Below are 17,741 nucleotides of genomic sequence, written 5' to 3'. Positions count from 1 at the left end.
AACTGCGTTCCATTCCGAAAAGCCCGTTTTCAGGATACTCAAATGGGAACGCATTAACATACAAAAGATTGGCTGGCTAATCTAGCCAGCTCAACCCGACTTTGCAAGAAAAATATGCGAAAAAATCAGCCCTGGCGCTGTTTATGCTTAGGCTCGGCACTGCAAATCACACGTACAACACCGTCGCGACGGATGATTTTGCAGTTACGACATAATTTCTTGACGGAAGCACGAACTTTCATTTTTACTCTCCGTAACTTCTCAAGCTCCTGAATTAACGGCCTTGGCCTTTCAGGTTTGCTTTCTTCAATGCAGACTCATACTGACTCGACATCATCAGAGTTTGCACTTGAGCCATAAAGTCCATGATGACGACAACTACAATCAGCAGTGAAGTACCGCCGAAGTAGAAGGGGACATTCATCGCCTCACGCATGAACTCCGGGATCAGACAGATAAAAGTAATATACAAAGCGCCAACCAGAGTTAAACGCGTCATTACCTTATCGATATACCTGGCCGTTTGCTCTCCCGGACGAATTCCCGGTACGAATGCACCAGACTTCTTCAGGTTATCTGCTGTTTCACGTGGGTTGAAAACCAACGCCGTGTAGAAGAAACAGAAGAAGATGATTGCAGTCGCATAGAGTAGCACATAAAGCGGCTGACCTGGCTGTAAATACATCGAAATAGTTGTCAGCCAGTTCCAACCGGTACCGCCCCCGAACCAGGACGCAATTGTCGCCGGAAACAGGATGATGCTGGAAGCAAAAATAGCCGGAATAACGCCTGCCATATTTACTTTCAACGGTAAATGTGTGCTCTGTGCAGCGTATACACGACGACCTTGTTGACGTTTAGCGTAGTTTACCACAATGCGGCGTTGACCACGTTCAACGAAAATAACAAAGAAAGTCACTGCAAATACAAGAACTGCAACCAACAGCAACAGGAGGAAGTTCAGGTCACCTTGCCGCGCTTGCTCGATAGTGTGGCCTACGGCCTGCGGTAAACCCGCAACAATACCGGCAAAAATAATGATCGAAATACCGTTACCGATACCTCGTTCAGTAATCTGCTCACCCAGCCACATCAGGAACATTGTCCCGGTCACCAGGCTCACAACAGCAGTAAAGTAGAATGCAAAGCCCGGATTCATCACCAGGCCTTGCATACCAGGCATATTCGGCAGACCGGTGGCAATGCCCACGGCCTGGAATATTGCCAACACTAACGTACCGTAGCGGGTATACTGGCTTATCTTACGACGTCCAGCCTCCCCTTCTTTCTTTATTTCCGCTAACGCCGGATGAACCACCGTCAGCAGCTGGATAATAATCGATGCCGAAATATACGGCATAATACCCAGAGCAAAGATCGAAGCACGGCTCAGAGCACCACCAGAGAACATGTTAAACATTTCAATGATGGTGCCACGCTGTTGTTCAAGCAGTTTGGCAAGGACTGTGGCATCAATACCAGGGATTGGAATAAAAGAGCCAATACGGAAGACAATCAGTGCACCTATTACAAACAGAAGTCTGCGCTTTAGTTCACCGATACCGCCCTTGGCACTTTGAAAATCTAATCCTGGTTGTTTAGCCATCAGCTCACTTATTCCTCAATTTTACCGCCAGCAGCTTCGATTGCGGCACGAGCACCTTTGGTGACACGCAGACCACGAACCGTTACCGGAGCAGAAACTTCGCCAGACAGGATAACTTTCGCGAATTCAATCTGAATTCCGATAATGTTAGCTGCTTTCAGCGTGTTCAGGTCAACAATACCGCCTTCTACTTTCGCCAGGTCAGACAGACGAACTTCGGCTGTAACCATTGCTTTGCGAGAAGTAAAGCCAAATTTTGGCAGACGACGGTATAAAGGCATCTGGCCACCCTCGAAACCGCGACGTACGCCACCACCAGAACGTGAGTTCTGACCTTTGTGACCACGACCACCGGTTTTTCCGAGACCGGAACCAATACCACGACCCAAACGTTTGGAAGCGTGCTTAGACCCTTCGGCCGGAGACAGAGTATTTAAACGCATCTCTTACTCCTCCACTTTAACCATGTAGGAAACCGCGTTAACCATACCGCGAACCGCAGGAGTATCCTCACGTTCTACAGTATGACCAATGCGACGCAGACCCAGGCCAAGCAGTGTTGCCTTATGTTTAGGCAGACGACCGATTGCACTACGGGTTTGAGTAATCTTAATAGTCTTTGCCATGATAATTACCCCAGAATTTCTTCGACGGTTTTACCACGCTTAGCAGCGACCATCTCAGGAGAATTCATATTGCTCAGGCCATCAATAGTTGCACGAACCACGTTGATCGGGTTAGTAGAACCATAGGTTTTAGCCAGAACGTTATGAATCCCGGCGACTTCCAGAACCGCACGCATTGCACCACCGGCAATGATACCCGTACCTTCTGAAGCCGGCTGCATGAATACGCGAGAACCTGTGTGAACACCTTTAACCGGGTGTTGCAGGGTACCGTTATTCAGCGCGACATTTACCATGTTGCGACGGGCTTTTTCCATCGCTTTCTGGATAGCTGCTGGAACTTCACGCGCTTTACCGTAACCAAAACCAACGCGACCATTACCATCACCAACAACAGTCAGAGCTGTGAAGGAGAAGATACGACCACCTTTAACGGTTTTAGATACACGGTTAACCGCGATCAGTTTTTCCTGCAGTTCGCCAGCTTGTTTCTCGATGTGTGACATCTTAGACCTCTACCTTAGAACTGAAGGCCAGCTTCACGGGCAGCATCTGCCAGTGCCTGGACACGACCATGATATTGGAAACCAGAACGGTCGAAAGAAACGGTAGTGATACCTTTCTCGACAGCACGTTCAGCGATAGCTTTACCAACAGCAATGGCAGCATCTTTGTTTCCAGTGTACTTCAGTTGTTCAGTGATAGCTTTTTCTACAGTAGAAGCAGCAACCAGAACTTCGGAACCGTTCGGAGCGATTACCTGTGCGTAAATATGACGCGGGGTACGATGTACCACCAGGCGAGTAGCACCCAGCTCTTTGAGCTTGCGACGTGCACGGGTCGCACGACGGATACGAGCAGATTTCTTATCCATAGTGTTACCTTACTTCTTCTTAGCCTCTTTGGTACGCACGACTTCGTCGGCGTAACGGACACCCTTGCCTTTATAAGGCTCAGGACGACGGTAGGCGCGCAAGTCAGCTGCTACCTGGCCGATCACCTGCTTATCAGCGCCTTTCAGCACGATTTCAGTCTGAATCGGACATTCAGCAGTGATTCCTGCAGGCAGCTGATGTTCCACAGGGTGAGAAAAGCCCAGGGACAGGTTAACTGCATTGCCTTTAACAGCCGCACGATAACCAACACCAACCAGCTGCAGCTTCTTGGTGAAGCCTTCGGTAACACCGATAACCATTGAGTTCAGCAATGCACGAGCAGTACCTGCCTGTGCCCAGCCGTCAGCAAAGCCTTCGCGTGGCGCGAAAGTCAGTGCGTTGTCAGCCTGCTTAACTTCAACCGCTTTATTGATAGTACGAGCCAGCTCGCCGTTTTTACCTTTGATCGAAATTTCCTGACCGTTGAGTTTTACCTCTACGCCCGCAGGAATAACGACAGGTGCTTTAGCAACACGAGACATTCTATCCTCCGATTACGCTACGTAGCAGATAATTTCGCCGCCAAGACCAGCCTGGCGCGCTGCACGATCAGTCATAACACCTTTTGAAGTAGAAACAACTGCGATACCCATCCCTGCCATGATTTTTGGCAGTTCGTCTTTGCCTTTATAAATGCGCAGACCTGGACGGCTTACTCGCTGAATGCTTTCTACTACTGCCTTGCCCTGGAAATACTTAAGAGTTAATTCCAGTTCAGGCTTAGCGTCGCCTTCGATTTTAAATTCTTCAATGTAACCTTCTTCCTTCAGCACGTTGGCAATTGCCACTTTCAGCTTGGAGGAAGGCATGGTGACCGCAACTTTGTTCGCGGCCTGACCGTTACGGATACGGGTCAGCATATCCGCGATCGGATCTTGCATGCTCATCAGTCTTTACTCCCGTGATTCAATTGGTGACAATTACCAGCTAGCCTTTTTCAAGCCAGGTACTTCACCGCGCATAGCGGCTTCACGTAACTTGATGCGGCTCAACCCGAACTTACCTACATAGCCATGTGGACGGCCAGTTTGGCGGCAGCGGTTACGCTGACGGGACGGGCTGGAATCACGCGGCAGAGCCTGAAGCTTAAGAACAGCATTCCAACGATCTTCGTCAGAAGCGTTCACATCAGAGATGATCGCTTTCAGTTCAGTGCGTTTCGCGAAGAACTTGTCTGCTAGTTTTACACGCTTAACTTCGCGTGCTTTCATAGATTGCTTAGCCATGAATTTACCCTACCTTACTTGCGGAATGGGAAGTCAAAGGCTGCCAGCAGAGCACGGCCTTCATCATCAGATTTCGCAGTAGTGGTAATGGTAATATCCAAACCACGGACGCGATCGACTTTATCGTAGTCGATTTCTGGGAAGATGATCTGCTCACGGACACCCATGCTGTAGTTACCACGACCGTCGAAAGACTTCGCAGATAAACCACGGAAGTCACGGATACGAGGTACAGCAATGATGATCAGGCGCTCAAGAAACTCCCACATACGTTCGCCACGCAGGGTAACTTTACAGCCGATCGGATAGCCCTGACGGATTTTGAAGCCTGCAACTGATTTGCGTGCTTTGGTGACCAGCGGTTTTTGACCGGAGATTGCTGCCAGGTCTGCTGCTGCATTATCGAGCAGTTTCTTGTCAGCGATCGCTTCACCCACACCCATGTTCAGGGTAATCTTCTCGACCCGAGGGACTTGCATGACTGAATTGTAGTTAAACTCAGTCATGAGTTTCTTAACTACTTCGTCTTTGTAGTAATCATGCAGTTTCGCCATCGTACTACTCCAAATTACTTGATAGTTTCGCTGTTAGACTTGAAGAAACGGACTTTTTTACCGTCTTCGAATCTAAAGCCTACACGGTCAGCCTTGCCGGATGCCGCATTGAAAATTGCAACGTTAGAAACCTGAATTGCAGCTTCTTTTTCAACGATGCCACCTGGCTGGTTCAGGGCCGGAACCGGCTTCTGATGTTTCTTAACCAGGTTGATACCTTCAATGATGACTTTGCCGGAAGACAAAACATTTTTTACTTTACCGCGTTTACCTTTATCTTTGCCGGTAAGCACGATAACTTCGTCGTTAAGACGGATTTTCGCTGCCATGATTCGCTCCTTAGAGTACTTCAGGTGCCAGAGAGATAATTTTCATGAACTTTTCAGTACGAAGTTCACGAGTTACCGGCCCAAAAATACGCGTTCCGACGGGTTGCTCGCTGTTATTGTTTAAAATAACGCATGCATTACCATCGAAGCGAATGACAGAACCGTCAGGGCGACGAACACCCTTCCTGGTGCGCACCACTACCGCCTTCAGGACGTCACCTTTCTTAACTTTACCACGAGGAATTGCTTCCTTGATGGTAACTTTAATAATGTCGCCAACGCCTGCGTAGCGACGGTGCGAGCCACCCAGAACCTTGATACACATTACGCGACGTGCACCGGAGTTGTCGGCGACGTTCAGCATAGTCTGTTCTTGGATCATTTTAGTGCTCCGCTAATGTCAACTACTACTTCGGGACCTAACTTTCAGGTCGATTAAAAGCCCCATTATCGAGGGCGCGGCATTATAACACCGGTTCTCGTAGATGGGTAGAAAAAATGAACGACTCAGACGAGTCGTTCATCTATTTTTCACAGAAAAGAGATTCTATTACAGAACCGCTTTTTCCACAACGCGTACAAGCGTCCAGGACTTAGTCTTGGACAGTGGACGGCATTCGCGGATAATTACCACGTCACCAGTGCCACATTCATTGTTCTCGTCATGGATGTGCAGCTTAGTCGTACGCTTAATGAATTTACCGTAAATCGGGTGTTTCACGAAACGTTCGATAGCGACAACCGCAGATTTCTGCATTTTGTCACTAACAACACGACCTTGCAGAGTACGGATTTTATCGGTCATTACGCACCCGCCTTCTCAGTCAGTAAAGTCTTAACGCGTGCAACATCACGGCGAACTTGCTTCAGCAGATGGGTCTGCTGCAGCTGTCCGGATGCTGCCTGCATGCGCAGGTTAAACTGCTCACGCAACAGGTTAAGCAGCTCAGTGTTCAGCTCTTCAACACTTTTTTCACGCAGCTCAGTTGCTTTCATTACATCACCGTCTTAGTTACAAAGGTGGTTTTGATAGGCAGTTTTGCTGCTGCCAGCTTGAATGCCTCACGGGCCAGCTCTTCTGATACACCGTCCATTTCATACAGGACTTTACCAGGCTGGATCAGGGCAACCCAATACTCTACGTTACCCTTACCTTTACCCATACGAACTTCAAGCGGCTTCTCAGTAATTGGTTTGTCCGGGAATACACGGATCCAAATTTTACCTTGACGCTTAACTGCACGGGTCATAGCACGACGTGCTGCTTCGATCTGACGGGCAGTCAGACGACCACGGCCAACAGCTTTCAGACCGAAAGTACCGAAGCTAATATCCGTACCAGCAGCCAGACCGCGGTTACGGCCTTTATGCACTTTACGGAATTTTGTACGCTTTGGTTGTAACATCAGCGACTCTCCTTACTTACGGCCTTTACGCTGCTGCTTTTTAGGTTGCGCAGCCGGTTTTTCCGGTTGTTCAACAGCAGCCATACCACCCAGGATCTCACCTTTGAAGATCCATACCTTAACGCCGATTACACCATAAGTGGTGTGCGCTTCAGAGGTGTTGTAATCGATATCCGCACGCAGTGTGTGCAACGGAACACGACCTTCACGGTACCATTCGGTACGCGCGATTTCAGCACCGCCAAGACGGCCGCTTACTTCAACTTTGATACCTTTAGCGCCCAGACGCATTGCGTTCTGTACAGCACGCTTCATCGCACGACGGAACATAACGCGACGTTCCAGCTGTGAAGTGATGCTGTCAGCAACCAATTTAGCGTCCAGTTCCGGTTTACGGACTTCGGCGATATTGATTTGCGCAGGAACGCCAGCGATTTTCGCGACGACGTTACGCAGTTTTTCTACGTCTTCACCTTTCTTACCGATAACGATACCAGGGCGAGCAGTGTGAATAGTCACACGGATGCTTTTAGCCGGACGCTCGATAACGATACGAGATACAGACGCTTTTGCCAGTTCTTTGTTCAGGAACTGACGTACTTTAAAATCGCTGTCCAGGTTGTCAGCGAATTCGTTGGTATTTGCGAACCAGGTAGAGTTCCAGGGTTTTACAATACCCAGACGAATACCATTAGGATGTACTTTCTGACCCATTGCTAGTCTCCAGAGTCTCAGCGATCGGACACAACCACAGTAATGTGGCTGGTGCGCTTCAGGATGCGATCTGCACGACCTTTAGCACGCGGCATAATACGCTTCATGCTAGGGCCTTCGTCGACGAAAATTTTCGCGACTTTCAGATCGTCGATGTCAGCGCCATCGTTGTGTTCGGCGTTAGCAATGGCAGATTCCAGGACTTTCTTAACCAGTAAGGCTGCTTTCTTATTGGTATAGGTCAGGATATCCAGAGCCTGCGACACTTTCTTACCGCGTACAAGATCCGCAACCAGGCGAACCTTCTGAGCAGAAGAACGAGCATGGCGATGTTTAGCGATAGTTTCCATCTCTTCCTCCTACCTTATTTCTTCTTGGCTTTTTTATCAGCCGCGTGACCGCGATAAGTACGAGTCGGCGCAAATTCACCCAGCTTGTGACCGACCATTTCGTCGGAAACAAAGACAGGTACATGCTGACGACCATTATGGACAGCGATGGTCAAACCGATCATGTTTGGAAAGATCGTTGAACGACGGGACCAGGTGCGCAGGGGCTTCTTGTCACCGCTTTCCACCGCTTTCTCTACCTTCTTCAGCAAGTGCAGGTCAATAAAAGGACCTTTCTTGAGAGAACGTGGCATGGTTTATCCTCTAAAATTATTTGCTACGGCGACGTACGATGAATTTATCAGTACGCTTGTTGCTGCGGGTCTTCTTACCTTTGGTCTGAACGCCCCACGGAGTTACCGGGTGCTTACCAAAGTTACGACCTTCACCACCACCGTGCGGGTGATCGACTGGGTTCATCGCAGTACCGCGAACGGTAGGACGAACACCACGCCAGCGAGTTGCACCTGCTTTACCCAGAACGCGCAGCATATGCTCAGCGTTACCGACTTCGCCCAGTGTTGCGCGGCAGTCAGCTTCGACTTTACGCATTTCACCTGAACGCAGACGCAGGGTGACGTAGGAACCATCACGTGCAACGATCTGCACGTAAGTACCAGCAGAGCGAGCAATCTGACCGCCTTTGCCTGGTTTCATTTCTACGTTATGTACAGTTGAACCTACCGGGATGTTACGCATCGGCAGGGTGTTACCTGCTTTAATCGCAGCATCAACGCCAGACTGAATCTGGTCGCCAGCTTTTAAACCTTTTGGAGCCAGGATATAACGGCGTTCACCATCTTTGTACAGAACCAGTGCAATATTTGCAGAGCGGTTCGGATCGTACTCAAGACGTTCAACGATAGCCGGGATACCATCTTTGTTGCGTTTGAAGTCAACAATACGGTAAGCCTGCTTATGACCACCACCGATATGACGGGTAGTGATACGACCGTTATTATTACGGCCACCGCTTTTGCTGTTTTTTTCCAGCAGCGGAGCAAAAGGTTTGCCCTTGTGCAGCTCAGGGTTCACCACTTTAACTACGTGGCGACGACCCGGAGATGTCGGTTTACATTTAACAATTGCCATTGTTTCTCTCCTCCGACTTACTCTGCGCCGCCGACGAAGTCCAGATTCTGGCCTTCTTTCAGGGTGACGTAAGCTTTTTTCCAGTCGCTACGACGACCAACACGCTGTCCGTGACGCTTAACTTTCCCTTTAACAACCAGGGTGTTTACGTCTTTAACTTCAACTTCGAACAGCTTTTCTACGGCAGCAACGATCTCTGCTTTGGTCGCATCTTTTGCAACTTTGAGAACGATGGTATTTGTTTTTTCCATCGCAGCAGATGCTTTTTCAGAAACGTGCGGCGCGCGCACGACTTTCAGCAGACGTTCTTCACGGATCATGCCAGCATCTCCTCAACTTGCTTAACTGCATCAGCAGTCATAACGACTTTGTCGAAGGCGATCAGGCTAACTGGGTCAATGCCCGCTGCATCACGTACGTCAACCTTGAACAGGTTACGTGCAGCCAGGAACAGATTTTCATCCAGTTCACCGGTGATGATCAGCACATCTTCCAGAGCCATGTCTTTCAGTTTCTGAGCCAGCAGCTTAGTTTTAGGCGCTTCTACAGAGAACTGTTCAACAACGATCAAACGTTCCTGACGTACCAGTTCAGACAGAATGCTTTTCAGCGCTCCGCGGTACATCTTTTTGTTAACTTTTTGACTGTGGTCCTGAGGCCGTGCAGCAAAAGTCACACCACCTGAACGCCAGATTGGGCTCTTCGCAGAACCTGCACGAGCGCGGCCGGTGCCTTTCTGGCGCCATGGTTTTTTACCAGAGCCAGTGACTTCTGCGCGAGTTTTCTGCGCACGGCTACCCTGACGGGCGCCTGCTGCATAAGCAACAACAACCTGGTGAACCAGCGCTTCGTTGAAATCACGACCGAAGGTAGTTTCGGAAACAGTCAGCGCGCTCTGCGCGTCTTTCAATACTAATTCCATTGCTATCCCCTTACGCCTTCACAGCTGGTTTAACAATCAGGTCGCTTCCGGTAGCACCGGGAACTGCACCTTTAACCAGCAGCAGGTTGCGCTCGGCATCAACGCGAACGACTTCCAGGCTCTGAACGGTTACACGTTCGTTACCCAGGTGACCTGCCATTTTCTTGCCTTTAAACACTTTGCCCGGAGTCTGGTTCTGACCGATAGAACCCGGTACGCGGTGTGACAAGGAGTTACCGTGGGTAGCGTCCTGGGTACGGAAGTTCCAGCGCTTAACGGTACCTGCGAAACCTTTACCTTTAGAGGTGCCAGTTACGTCTACTTTTTTAACTTCAGCGAAGATATCAACACTGATGCTCTGGCCAACGGTATATTCTTCACCTTCGGTGCGGAATTCCCACAGACCACGGCCAGCTTCTACGCCAGCTTTAGCAAAATGACCTGCTTCAGGTTTAGCTACACGGCTTGCTTTTTTAGCACCGGTAGTCACCTGAATAGCCTGGTAACCATCGTTCTCCAGGCCTTTGACCTGAGTAACGCGGTTTGCTTCAACTTCGATTACGGTTACAGGGATAGAAACGCCATCTTCAGTGAAGATACGGGTCATTCCCACTTTCTTACCGACTAATCCAATCATTGTATCAACCTCTTAATCGCTCGAAACCTGATTAGCCCAGGCTGATCTGCACATCAACACCGGCAGCCAGATCCAGACGCATCAGAGCATCAACGGTCTTTTCAGTTGGCTCAACGATGTCAACCAGACGTTTGTGAGTGCGAATTTCGTACTGATCGCGCGCATCTTTGTTAACGTGCGGAGAAATCAGAACGGTAAAGCGCTCTTTACGAGTCGGCAGCGGGATTGGACCACGGACCTGCGCACCAGTGCGCTTGGCAGTCTCAACGATTTCCGCGGTTGATTGATCGATCAGACGATGATCAAACGCTTTAAGACGGATACGGATTCTTTGGTTCTGCATGAGACCAGAGCTCCAAACATTTTATAAACAAAAATAATTACTCCTCACACCCATTACGATTGATGGGGGAGTGTAATCGTTCAGCATATAACTCCCCAATCGGGAGTATTGTCAGGCAACACAAATCGCGTGCCTGCGATTCTGCTCGAATCGCGCTGCTAATTTCAGCAAGCCCGCGCATTATACGTATATTCTGGCGATTAGCAAGGGGTGATGCGTTTCTGAACAGTATAAATGCGAATTTAGCTGCGCTTATAGATTATCAGCCGTAATTTTCATCACTAACATCAGAAGCCCCCTGCAGAACAGATTAATCGGGTTGTCGCCCCTCCGTGCTTGTCAGACAGAATTATGGAATGATGCATCACCGGCCTGAGATTATGTTACTGCTGTTCGCTTTTTTATTCGGGACTATCACTGGCAGCTTTTGCGGGCTGGTCAGCGATCGCTACCGGCCATGGATGTCATTTCGCCGGCAATGCCGCATAATCTGCAGCCCGTACTCTGAGTGCGCTGTCTGTCACCACCGGCTTCGCTGGTTTGAACTGTTACCGGTGATCAGCTTTCTGGTATTACGGAGCCGCTGCCGCTATTGCCGTCATCCCCTGCCGCCCCGCTTGCTGCTGTTCGAAGCCGGCGGCGGGATAGCCGGTATTATTGCCGGTCTTGCACTGCCGGATATTCTCCCATGGTTCGCTGCTGTTATCTTCAGTGCGTTGCTGTCCATCCTTGCTGACATTGACAGACGCTACCTGCTGCTCCCCGATAGTCTGGTCTTTACAGTGCTATGCAGTGGATTACTGTTTGCTGCCTGTTTTCCGGCCCTGTCTCTCGACGCAAGGATAGCCGGCATCTGTGCCGGTTATAGCTCCCTGCTGATCATCAATTATCTCTATCGTTACTGGCGGAATACAGAGGGTATTGGCGGCGGAGATATGAAACTGCTGGCAGCTCTCGGTGCGTGGTGTGGCTGGCAGGCGTTAGCGGGCATCATAGTGGTTGCTACCCTGCTGGCTCTGTCCACCCTGTGCTGTCAGGGGAGACTCAGGGTCAGTCTGCAGAAAAATACCCCGCTGCCTCTGGGTTTTTATCTGGCAATTGCGGGATGGGGATGGTTTATTGTCAGCGCAGCCTTTAACTATTCGCCTGTGCTTTAATTTGTATCCGGAGATCATTCTGTATCCCTGCCCTGCTGATCACATGCGGGCATGCTGTACTGATTCATTACAGCCGGTTTATTGCCACGTAGTTTATATATTCCGGCTAAATAACAGAAACGAAAAAGGGCGCCGAAGCGCCCTTTCTGACTGATGAAGCTAAACTATCAACAATTAAGCGATAACTTTAGCAACAACACCAGCACCTACAGTACGACCACCTTCACGGATTGCGAAACGCAGACCGTCATCCATCGCGATTGGGTGGATCAGGGTAACAACCATTTTGATGTTGTCGCCTGGCATTACCATCTCTACGCCTTCCGGCAGTTCGATGGTACCGGTCACGTCAGTTGTACGGAAGTAGAACTGTGGACGGTAGCCTTTGAAGAACGGAGTATGACGGCCGCCTTCGTCTTTCGACAGGATATAAACTTCTGATTCGAACTGAGTGTGTGGCTTGATTGAACCTGGTTTTGCCAGGACCTGACCACGTTCGATTTCTTCACGTTTAATACCACGCAGCAGAACGCCAACGTTCTCACCCGCCTGACCCTGGTCCAGCAGTTTACGGAACATTTCAACACCGGTACAGGTTGATTTCGCAGTATCTTTGATACCAACGATTTCAACTTCTTCACCGACTTTGATGATTCCGCGCTCTACACGACCGGTAACNACTGTACCACGACCGGAGATTGAGAATACGTCTTCGATTGGCAGCAGGAATGGCAGGTCGATTGCACGCTCTGGCTCAGGAATGTAAGAATCCAGGAAGCCAGCCAGCTCCAGGATTTTTTCTTCCCATGCTGCGTCGCCTTCCAGTGCTTTCAGCGCTGAACCGCGTACGATTGGCGTATCGTCGCCAGGGAAGTCGTACTGTGACAGCAGGTCACGGACTTCCATTTCTACCAGTTCCAGCAGCTCTTCATCATCAACCATGTCACATTTGTTCAGGAACACGATGATGTAAGGAACGCCTACCTGGCGGCCCAGCAGGATGTGCTCACGGGTCTGAGGCATAGGGCCGTCAGTTGCAGCAACAACCAGGATTGCACCGTCCATCTGTGCAGCACCGGTGATCATGTTTTTAACGTAGTCGGCGTGGCCCGGGCAGTCAACGTGTGCATAGTGACGGGTCGGGGTTTCGTATTCTACGTGTGAAGTATTGATGGTAATACCACGTGCTTTTTCTTCTGGCGCGTTATCGATCTGCGCGAAGTCACGAGCTGCACCGCCGTAGTGTTTAGCCAGTACGGTAGTGATTGCTGCAGTCAGAGTGGTTTTACCGTGGTCAACGTGGCCGATAGTACCGACGTTAACGTGTGGTTTGTTACGTTGAAATTGCTCTTTAGCCATTAGGATAACCCTTCTAAAACACGGATAAGTCGGTGATATGATCACATCAACCAGGTGTTAAATTGCCTGATAAAAAATGAATTTGTTAGATAACAGAAATTTCAGGGAGAAGATATAAGAAGTGGTGCTGATACCCAGAGTCGAACTGGGGACCTCACCCTTACCAAGGGTGCGCTCTACCAACTGAGCCATATCAGCACATCTGGAGCGGGCAGCGGGAATCGAACCCGCATCATCAGCTTGGAAGGCTGAGGTAATAGCCATTATACGATGCCCGCATCCTGGAACTCTGCTACCTGATATTTCTGTAGCTTTTGAATAATAAGATGGCTCTCTTATTATTCGAGTCTGCCAGATAAACTGACCGACTTTCGACTGAAACTACCAGTCTACACTCGGGGTGATAATACTGCTTCACCAGGCTTGTGATAGCATTTTGCTTCACATGCTCTCAACCGGAGTTGAGATGGTGGTGGGAGAAGGATTCGAACCTTCGAAGTCTGTGACGGCAGATTTACAGTCTGCTCCCTTTGGCCGCTCGGGAATCCCACCTTAACTTGAATGGTGCCGACTACCGGAATCGAACTGGTGACCTACTGATTACAAGTCAGTTGCTCTACCTACTGAGCTAAGTCGGCATCAAGTTGAGGCGCATAATAGGGGGCTCAGCGTCAGGATGCAACAACAAATTTTAATTTTTTATCTCTTCGCTTACTATTTGTCCAAAACAGGCCTTTTCATGTATTCCCTGTATAAATCACCAACAGACAATGGTGATGTTTTGCTCTCCCGGGGTGTTCCCTGTATAGGGAAATTCATTCCTGCAATGTCCGCGGGGAGATATCTCTGCCGTTATCCGGTGCTATTATTTGCACAAAAATCGCTTTTTTCTGTCTCCGGGTTACTGAGTGATGAAAAATACACCGCTTCCCGTGTTGTTATTTCCTGATAACCCCGTCCACGTCACCCGCTACAGGATAAATTAATTGTCGTTTTTGCCATTTGCTTAAGGTACGGCGCGAAATTATCGTACAGTGACATCTTTTACTTTTTCCTGAGACCGTTCTGGTGTTAACCTCCAGCCTGTTATCTCATTACTACTACATTTCATTACGGTGTTGAAGCCACGTGAATGGCCCCGTTACTTTCACCGAAAATAAATCGGATCACTTTGTTGTCAGATGCCTGAATATGAGTAAAAAAAATTTGTCACTGGCTACCTCCCCCTACCTTCAGTTCACTCGTGAACAATGGGCAACCTTGCGCGACTCGGTGCCTATGACATTAACCGGCCAGGAAATAGCCCGGTTAAAAGGTATAAATGAAGATCTGTCTCTTGAAGAAGTCGCAGAGATCTATTTACCCCTGTCCCGGTTACTCAACTTTTATATCAGTTCAAATCTGCGCCGTCAGGCGGTACTTGAGCAGTTTCTGGGGACCAACGAACAGAAGATTCCTTATATTATCAGCATAGCCGGAAGCGTCGCTGTGGGTAAAAGCACCACTGCCCGTGTCCTGCAGGCATTACTCAGCCGCTGGCCTGAGCACCGCAAAGTTGAACTGATTACTACTGACGGGTTCCTGCATCCCAACGCTGTACTCAAAGAACGTGGTTTAATGAAGCGTAAAGGCTTTCCTGAGTCGTACGATATGCACCGTCTGGTTCGCTTTGTCTCCGATCTCAAGTCCGGAGAACAACAGGTGACTGCGCCGGTATATTCGCATCTTATCTATGATGTAATACCAGAGGGCGACAAGCAGGTATCTCAGCCAGATATTCTTATACTCGAAGGCTTGAATGTATTACAGAGCGGTATGGATTACGCTCATGATCCTCACCGGGTTTTCGTTTCTGACTTTGTTGATTTTTCTATTTATGTCGATGCGCCGGAACAACTGCTGGAACACTGGTACATTAATCGCTTTTTAAAGTTTCGCGAAGGCGCTTTCGCAGACCCGGATTCTTATTTTCATAACTATGCTAAATTGCCGGAATCAGAAGCAAAAGAAATAGCCGGTAACTTATGGCGGGAAATTAACTGGCAAAATCTGAAGCAGAATATTTTGCCGACCCGTGAACGGGCCAGTCTGATCCTGACAAAAAGTGAAAATCATGCGGTGGATACTATCCGTTTGAGAAAATAGTGGCAGGTAAACGGTCTGTCATCAGCTCAGACCGCTTACCGGAAGACTATTGAGAACGCAGGGAAATCTCACCGCCTACCCAGCTGGTCACTTTGTCGTCTTGCTCAAGCAGTAATCCTCCGCGACTGTCTATCCCTTTGGCAATACCACAGACTTCTCGCTCACCAATAAGCAGTTTCACCGGACGATTGATAAAATTATCCAGGCTGGCCCAGCGCTCAATAAAGGGAGTCAGACCTTCGGTTTCAAATAACTCTAATGCAGAGCGCATTGTATTAATCAGCTCAGCGGTAAGCGCATTACGATCAATATTGATAGCGGCTTCCTGCAAGCTTATCCATTGCTGACTCACCACACTACTGTCAACCTGACGCATCATCAGATTTATTCCTGCGCCAATCACGATATGAGCAACATCACCGGTCTTTCCACTCAGTTCAACTAATATGCCTGCAAGTTTCTTATCATTCAGGTACAAGTCATTTGGCCATTTAACCCTGACATCCTGTGCACCCAGTGATTGTAACGCTTCAGCCATCACGATACCGACAACTAAACTCAGCCCCATTGCTGCCGCGGGTCCCTGTTCCAGCCGCCAGTACATCGACATATATAAATTTGCACCAAAGGGTGAAAACCATTGTCTGCCCCGCCGGCCACGGCCGGACTGCTGGTACTCGGCAATACAGGTATCTCCGGGCGATAAAGTTGTCATTCGCTCCATCAGATACTGATTGGTTGAATCAATTACCGGAAAAACACTGACCTCGCCGCTGCCTGTTACATGCTGCCGTATAGTCTCAGCATCCAGTAACTGCAACGGTGCAGACAGGCAATATCCTTTCCCTGTCACCGTATAAATATCCAGTCCCCAGCTTTTCAGCGTATGAATATGCTGGTTAATCGCAGCCCGGCTCATGCCACAGATATCACCCAATTGCTCTCCCGAGTGAAATTCACCGTCTGAGAGAATAGCTGCAATTTTTAACGGTACAGTATAGTCTTTCATGATATTGCTCCCACTGCATCGCATTCACCCTGAGAATCAATAAACCTCACTTCAGGTTCCAGCCATACATTAAATTTATCACCGACAGTCTGCCGGACATATTTTGCTAATTTGACAATATCCTGTGGAAGGGCATGATCATTATTGATGAGTACCAGTGCCTGTAAACGATGAACTGCAGCACCACCCATTTGATAGCCTTTGAGACCGCACTGATCTATCAGCCAGCCGGCAGCCAGCTTTACCTTACCGTCAGGTTGCGGATAATGAGGTAATGACGGGTAATCAGCCAGTAACTTGCGACTTAGTCCGGCAGTAACCAGAGGATTTTTAAAAAAGCTACCAACATTCCCCTGAATCGCCGGGTCCGGTAATTTACTACTACGCATACGGCATACAGCATCAAATACTTCTGTTGGTGTGACCTGGCCTGCATCCAGGCGAGTCAGCTCTCCATACGTCAGCCTTGGTTGCCATTGTTTACTCAGTCTGAGCCCTACCGCAATAATCGCATAGTCTTCACGGTACTGATGCTTAAAAATACTGTCTCTGTAGCCGAACTGACATTCCTGTGACGTAAGACGAATTTGTTCATCACTGGTCAGACTGATTACATCAACATAATGGCAGACGTCTTTAAATTCCAGGCCGTATGCACCGATATTCTGTATAGGTGCCGAACCTGCAACTCCGGGGATTAATGCCAGATTTTCCAGGCCGGCAATATTCTGCTGCAGACAATACCTGACTAAGTTATGCCAGTTTTCACCGGCACCGACATGCAGATCATAGTAATCATCATGCTCAGAGACTGAGATGCCTTTAATCTGATTCAGTGCAACCACACCATTGAAATCATTAAGAAAAAGGACATTACTCCCCCCCCCCAATAACAGAAACGGTTTACTGGCTAAGCGACTATAAGCCCGGGCTTTGCGCAGTTCTTCTCCGGTCGTTACCGGCAAAATTACATCAGCATTGATCTCAAGACCCAGAGTATTAAAGGGTTTAAGTGAATGATTCTGGCTTAGCATATCCTGACCTTAACAACATAATATGGAAGGTAGTTTACCTGATATGAATAGCAGATTAATGGTTTTCATTGAATGTCGGATGATGAAACCGGATCAGAAATACGCAGACGGGTTTATTCGGGAGAATATAGCAGGATAAGGCGGGTATGCCATAAGAAGGCAGTCATACGGGAAATACATCACAGAGATGCCGTTATTCTGTACAGAAGGATTTTAAAAAACCAGTGCAAAAAGGCCATCCGTCAGGATGGCCTTTTT

At 48.8% G+C, this 17,741-nt stretch carries 28 protein-coding genes and 4 tRNA genes; 2 read left to right on the top strand and 30 right to left on the bottom strand.

Annotation, left to right across the window (positions count from 1 at the left end; all coding sequences use genetic code 11):
• Positions 1–125 precede the first annotated feature (125 nt).
• The 23 genes from rpmJ to rpsJ form a co-directional block, all read right to left on the bottom strand.
• Positions 126–242 carry a 50S ribosomal protein L36 gene (gene rpmJ / locus JK198_RS15580; RefSeq protein ID WP_004160566.1) on the bottom strand — a complete coding sequence of 39 codons (117 nt, stop codon included), beginning with the start codon at positions 240–242 and terminating at the stop codon, positions 126–128.
• A gap of 32 nt (positions 243–274) precedes the next feature.
• Complete coding sequence (gene secY / locus JK198_RS15575; RefSeq protein ID WP_212709479.1) at positions 275–1,606, bottom strand: preprotein translocase subunit SecY; 1,332 nt, start codon at positions 1,604–1,606, stop codon at positions 275–277.
• An 8-nt stretch (positions 1,607–1,614) separates the two neighbouring features.
• Positions 1,615–2,049: a 50S ribosomal protein L15 gene (rplO, locus tag JK198_RS15570; RefSeq protein ID WP_212709478.1), complete on the bottom strand. Its 435-nt coding sequence runs from the start codon at positions 2,047–2,049 to the stop codon at positions 1,615–1,617.
• A 3-nt stretch (positions 2,050–2,052) separates the two neighbouring features.
• Positions 2,053–2,232, bottom strand: coding sequence for a 50S ribosomal protein L30 (gene rpmD / locus JK198_RS15565; protein WP_004846568.1), 180 nt, complete (start codon positions 2,230–2,232; stop codon positions 2,053–2,055).
• Positions 2,233–2,237: 5 nt separating this feature from the next.
• Complete coding sequence (gene rpsE / locus JK198_RS15560; RefSeq protein ID WP_025902035.1) at positions 2,238–2,738, bottom strand: 30S ribosomal protein S5; 501 nt, start codon at positions 2,736–2,738, stop codon at positions 2,238–2,240.
• A gap of 14 nt (positions 2,739–2,752) precedes the next feature.
• Positions 2,753–3,106: a 50S ribosomal protein L18 gene (rplR, locus tag JK198_RS15555; RefSeq protein WP_038016613.1), complete on the bottom strand. Its 354-nt coding sequence runs from the start codon at positions 3,104–3,106 to the stop codon at positions 2,753–2,755.
• Positions 3,107–3,115: 9 nt separating this feature from the next.
• Positions 3,116–3,649 (bottom strand): 50S ribosomal protein L6, encoded by a 534-nt coding sequence (gene rplF / locus JK198_RS15550; RefSeq protein ID WP_212709477.1) that lies wholly within the window; start codon positions 3,647–3,649, stop codon positions 3,116–3,118.
• Between the two features lie 12 nt (positions 3,650–3,661).
• A complete protein-coding gene (gene rpsH, locus JK198_RS15545; RefSeq protein ID WP_212709476.1) occupies positions 3,662–4,054 on the bottom strand; it encodes a 30S ribosomal protein S8 in 393 nt (130 codons plus the stop codon).
• Between the two features lie 33 nt (positions 4,055–4,087).
• Positions 4,088–4,393 carry a 30S ribosomal protein S14 gene (gene rpsN / locus JK198_RS15540; RefSeq protein ID WP_025902039.1) on the bottom strand — a complete coding sequence of 102 codons (306 nt, stop codon included), beginning with the start codon at positions 4,391–4,393 and terminating at the stop codon, positions 4,088–4,090.
• Positions 4,394–4,407: 14 nt separating this feature from the next.
• Positions 4,408–4,947 carry a 50S ribosomal protein L5 gene (rplE, locus tag JK198_RS15535; RefSeq protein ID WP_038016606.1) on the bottom strand — a complete coding sequence of 180 codons (540 nt, stop codon included), beginning with the start codon at positions 4,945–4,947 and terminating at the stop codon, positions 4,408–4,410.
• Positions 4,948–4,961: 14 nt separating this feature from the next.
• Complete coding sequence (gene rplX / locus JK198_RS15530) at positions 4,962–5,276, bottom strand: 50S ribosomal protein L24 (RefSeq protein WP_212709475.1); 315 nt, start codon at positions 5,274–5,276, stop codon at positions 4,962–4,964.
• A gap of 10 nt (positions 5,277–5,286) precedes the next feature.
• A complete protein-coding gene (rplN, locus tag JK198_RS15525) occupies positions 5,287–5,658 on the bottom strand; it encodes a 50S ribosomal protein L14 (RefSeq protein WP_025902042.1) in 372 nt (123 codons plus the stop codon).
• A gap of 168 nt (positions 5,659–5,826) precedes the next feature.
• The gene (gene rpsQ, locus JK198_RS15520) at positions 5,827–6,081 is read right to left on the bottom strand and encodes a 30S ribosomal protein S17 (protein WP_038016601.1); all 255 of its coding nucleotides are present in this window, start codon (positions 6,079–6,081) and stop codon (positions 5,827–5,829) included.
• Positions 6,081–6,272: a 50S ribosomal protein L29 gene (rpmC, locus tag JK198_RS15515; RefSeq protein WP_025902044.1), complete on the bottom strand. Its 192-nt coding sequence runs from the start codon at positions 6,270–6,272 to the stop codon at positions 6,081–6,083. The genes rpsQ and rpmC overlap by 1 nt, the downstream gene beginning before the upstream one ends.
• Entirely contained in the window at positions 6,272–6,682 is a 411-nt protein-coding gene (rplP, locus tag JK198_RS15510) for a 50S ribosomal protein L16 (protein ID WP_025902045.1), read from the bottom strand. The genes rpmC and rplP overlap by 1 nt, the downstream gene beginning before the upstream one ends.
• A gap of 12 nt (positions 6,683–6,694) precedes the next feature.
• On the bottom strand, positions 6,695–7,396 hold the full coding sequence (rpsC, locus tag JK198_RS15505; protein WP_038016598.1) for a 30S ribosomal protein S3: 702 nt from the start codon (positions 7,394–7,396) through the stop codon (positions 6,695–6,697).
• A gap of 17 nt (positions 7,397–7,413) precedes the next feature.
• A complete protein-coding gene (gene rplV / locus JK198_RS15500) occupies positions 7,414–7,746 on the bottom strand; it encodes a 50S ribosomal protein L22 (RefSeq protein WP_038016596.1) in 333 nt (110 codons plus the stop codon).
• A 14-nt stretch (positions 7,747–7,760) separates the two neighbouring features.
• Entirely contained in the window at positions 7,761–8,039 is a 279-nt protein-coding gene (gene rpsS, locus JK198_RS15495; RefSeq protein ID WP_001138115.1) for a 30S ribosomal protein S19, read from the bottom strand.
• A gap of 16 nt (positions 8,040–8,055) precedes the next feature.
• Positions 8,056–8,877, bottom strand: a complete 822-nt coding sequence (gene rplB / locus JK198_RS15490) for a 50S ribosomal protein L2 (protein ID WP_212709474.1) — start codon at positions 8,875–8,877, stop codon at positions 8,056–8,058.
• A gap of 17 nt (positions 8,878–8,894) precedes the next feature.
• On the bottom strand, positions 8,895–9,197 hold the full coding sequence (rplW, locus tag JK198_RS15485; protein ID WP_087486829.1) for a 50S ribosomal protein L23: 303 nt from the start codon (positions 9,195–9,197) through the stop codon (positions 8,895–8,897).
• Positions 9,194–9,799, bottom strand: coding sequence for a 50S ribosomal protein L4 (rplD, locus tag JK198_RS15480; protein ID WP_212709473.1), 606 nt, complete (start codon positions 9,797–9,799; stop codon positions 9,194–9,196). The genes rplW and rplD overlap by 4 nt, the downstream gene beginning before the upstream one ends.
• Positions 9,800–9,809: 10 nt before the next feature.
• On the bottom strand, positions 9,810–10,436 hold the full coding sequence (gene rplC / locus JK198_RS15475) for a 50S ribosomal protein L3 (protein WP_212709472.1): 627 nt from the start codon (positions 10,434–10,436) through the stop codon (positions 9,810–9,812).
• A gap of 31 nt (positions 10,437–10,467) precedes the next feature.
• A complete protein-coding gene (gene rpsJ / locus JK198_RS15470) occupies positions 10,468–10,779 on the bottom strand; it encodes a 30S ribosomal protein S10 (RefSeq protein ID WP_001181005.1) in 312 nt (103 codons plus the stop codon).
• Positions 10,780–11,135: 356 nt separating this feature from the next.
• Here rpsJ and JK198_RS15465 point away from each other — a divergent pair, with 356 nt between their 5' ends.
• Complete coding sequence (locus JK198_RS15465; protein WP_212710960.1) at positions 11,136–11,936, top strand: A24 family peptidase; 801 nt, start codon at positions 11,136–11,138, stop codon at positions 11,934–11,936.
• Between the two features lie 174 nt (positions 11,937–12,110).
• On the opposite strand, the gene tuf is transcribed toward JK198_RS15465, so the two are convergent.
• The 5 genes from tuf to JK198_RS15440 all read right to left on the bottom strand — a co-directional run bounded on the left by tuf (position 12,111) and on the right by JK198_RS15440 (position 13,933).
• Positions 12,111–13,295 carry an elongation factor Tu gene (tuf, locus tag JK198_RS15460; RefSeq protein ID WP_212711358.1) on the bottom strand — a complete coding sequence of 395 codons (1,185 nt, stop codon included), beginning with the start codon at positions 13,293–13,295 and terminating at the stop codon, positions 12,111–12,113.
• A 122-nt stretch (positions 13,296–13,417) separates the two neighbouring features.
• Positions 13,418–13,493: transfer RNA gene (locus JK198_RS15455), tRNA-Thr, on the bottom strand.
• A gap of 5 nt (positions 13,494–13,498) precedes the next feature.
• Positions 13,499–13,573, bottom strand: a tRNA-Gly gene (locus JK198_RS15450).
• Between the two features lie 189 nt (positions 13,574–13,762).
• Positions 13,763–13,847, bottom strand: a tRNA-Tyr gene (locus JK198_RS15445).
• Between the two features lie 10 nt (positions 13,848–13,857).
• A tRNA-Thr gene (locus JK198_RS15440) sits at positions 13,858–13,933 on the bottom strand.
• 553 nt (positions 13,934–14,486) lie between these two features.
• On the opposite strand from JK198_RS15440, the gene coaA reads away from it, so the two are divergent.
• On the top strand, positions 14,487–15,440 hold the full coding sequence (gene coaA / locus JK198_RS15435) for a type I pantothenate kinase (protein WP_212709702.1): 954 nt from the start codon (positions 14,487–14,489) through the stop codon (positions 15,438–15,440).
• Positions 15,441–15,486: 46 nt separating this feature from the next.
• Here coaA and birA read toward each other — a convergent pair whose 3' ends face one another.
• On the bottom strand, positions 15,487–16,449 hold the full coding sequence (gene birA, locus JK198_RS15430; RefSeq protein WP_212709703.1) for a bifunctional biotin--[acetyl-CoA-carboxylase] ligase/biotin operon repressor BirA: 963 nt from the start codon (positions 16,447–16,449) through the stop codon (positions 15,487–15,489).
• Positions 16,446–17,483, bottom strand: a complete 1,038-nt coding sequence (gene murB, locus JK198_RS15425) for a UDP-N-acetylmuramate dehydrogenase (RefSeq protein WP_212709704.1) — start codon at positions 17,481–17,483, stop codon at positions 16,446–16,448. The genes birA and murB overlap by 4 nt, the downstream gene beginning before the upstream one ends.
• Positions 17,484–17,741: the final 258 nt, after the last annotated feature.

Source organism: Tatumella sp. JGM91, from assembly GCF_018257575.1.
In the GTDB taxonomy this organism is placed as follows: domain Bacteria; phylum Pseudomonadota; class Gammaproteobacteria; order Enterobacterales; family Enterobacteriaceae; genus Tatumella; species Tatumella punctata.
The sequence above is the reverse complement of the archived record's forward strand: the minus strand, read 5'-3'. Positions and strand labels throughout refer to the sequence as shown.

What these genes read in the sequence shown, in the direction of transcription:
- rpmJ (WP_004160566.1), bottom strand. Translation starts at nt 242, where the DNA reads ATGAAAGTTCGTGCTTCCGTCAAGAAATTATGTCGTAACTGCAAAATC.
- secY (WP_212709479.1), bottom strand. Translation starts at nt 1,606, where the DNA reads ATGGCTAAACAACCAGGATTAGATTTTCAAAGTGCCAAGGGCGGTATC.
- rplO (WP_212709478.1), bottom strand. Translation starts at nt 2,049, where the DNA reads ATGCGTTTAAATACTCTGTCTCCGGCCGAAGGGTCTAAGCACGCTTCC.
- rpmD (WP_004846568.1), bottom strand. Translation starts at nt 2,232, where the DNA reads ATGGCAAAGACTATTAAGATTACTCAAACCCGTAGTGCAATCGGTCGT.
- rpsE (WP_025902035.1), bottom strand. Translation starts at nt 2,738, where the DNA reads ATGTCACACATCGAGAAACAAGCTGGCGAACTGCAGGAAAAACTGATC.
- rplR (WP_038016613.1), bottom strand. Translation starts at nt 3,106, where the DNA reads ATGGATAAGAAATCTGCTCGTATCCGTCGTGCGACCCGTGCACGTCGC.
- rplF (WP_212709477.1), bottom strand. Translation starts at nt 3,649, where the DNA reads ATGTCTCGTGTTGCTAAAGCACCTGTCGTTATTCCTGCGGGCGTAGAG.
- rpsH (WP_212709476.1), bottom strand. Translation starts at nt 4,054, where the DNA reads ATGAGCATGCAAGATCCGATCGCGGATATGCTGACCCGTATCCGTAAC.
- rpsN (WP_025902039.1), bottom strand. Translation starts at nt 4,393, where the DNA reads ATGGCTAAGCAATCTATGAAAGCACGCGAAGTTAAGCGTGTAAAACTA.
- rplE (WP_038016606.1), bottom strand. Translation starts at nt 4,947, where the DNA reads ATGGCGAAACTGCATGATTACTACAAAGACGAAGTAGTTAAGAAACTC.
- rplX (WP_212709475.1), bottom strand. Translation starts at nt 5,276, where the DNA reads ATGGCAGCGAAAATCCGTCTTAACGACGAAGTTATCGTGCTTACCGGC.
- rplN (WP_025902042.1), bottom strand. Translation starts at nt 5,658, where the DNA reads ATGATCCAAGAACAGACTATGCTGAACGTCGCCGACAACTCCGGTGCA.
- rpsQ (WP_038016601.1), bottom strand. Translation starts at nt 6,081, where the DNA reads ATGACCGATAAAATCCGTACTCTGCAAGGTCGTGTTGTTAGTGACAAA.
- rpmC (WP_025902044.1), bottom strand. Translation starts at nt 6,272, where the DNA reads ATGAAAGCAACTGAGCTGCGTGAAAAAAGTGTTGAAGAGCTGAACACT.
- rplP (WP_025902045.1), bottom strand. Translation starts at nt 6,682, where the DNA reads ATGTTACAACCAAAGCGTACAAAATTCCGTAAAGTGCATAAAGGCCGT.
- rpsC (WP_038016598.1), bottom strand. Translation starts at nt 7,396, where the DNA reads ATGGGTCAGAAAGTACATCCTAATGGTATTCGTCTGGGTATTGTAAAA.
- rplV (WP_038016596.1), bottom strand. Translation starts at nt 7,746, where the DNA reads ATGGAAACTATCGCTAAACATCGCCATGCTCGTTCTTCTGCTCAGAAG.
- rpsS (WP_001138115.1), bottom strand. Translation starts at nt 8,039, where the DNA reads ATGCCACGTTCTCTCAAGAAAGGTCCTTTTATTGACCTGCACTTGCTG.
- rplB (WP_212709474.1), bottom strand. Translation starts at nt 8,877, where the DNA reads ATGGCAATTGTTAAATGTAAACCGACATCTCCGGGTCGTCGCCACGTA.
- rplW (WP_087486829.1), bottom strand. Translation starts at nt 9,197, where the DNA reads ATGATCCGTGAAGAACGTCTGCTGAAAGTCGTGCGCGCGCCGCACGTT.
- rplD (WP_212709473.1), bottom strand. Translation starts at nt 9,799, where the DNA reads ATGGAATTAGTATTGAAAGACGCGCAGAGCGCGCTGACTGTTTCCGAA.
- rplC (WP_212709472.1), bottom strand. Translation starts at nt 10,436, where the DNA reads ATGATTGGATTAGTCGGTAAGAAAGTGGGAATGACCCGTATCTTCACT.
- rpsJ (WP_001181005.1), bottom strand. Translation starts at nt 10,779, where the DNA reads ATGCAGAACCAAAGAATCCGTATCCGTCTTAAAGCGTTTGATCATCGT.
- JK198_RS15465 (WP_212710960.1), top strand. Translation starts at nt 11,136, where the DNA reads ATGATGCATCACCGGCCTGAGATTATGTTACTGCTGTTCGCTTTTTTA.
- coaA (WP_212709702.1), top strand. Translation starts at nt 14,487, where the DNA reads ATGAGTAAAAAAAATTTGTCACTGGCTACCTCCCCCTACCTTCAGTTC.
- birA (WP_212709703.1), bottom strand. Translation starts at nt 16,449, where the DNA reads ATGAAAGACTATACTGTACCGTTAAAAATTGCAGCTATTCTCTCAGAC.
- murB (WP_212709704.1), bottom strand. Translation starts at nt 17,483, where the DNA reads ATGCTAAGCCAGAATCATTCACTTAAACCCTTTAATACTCTGGGTCTT.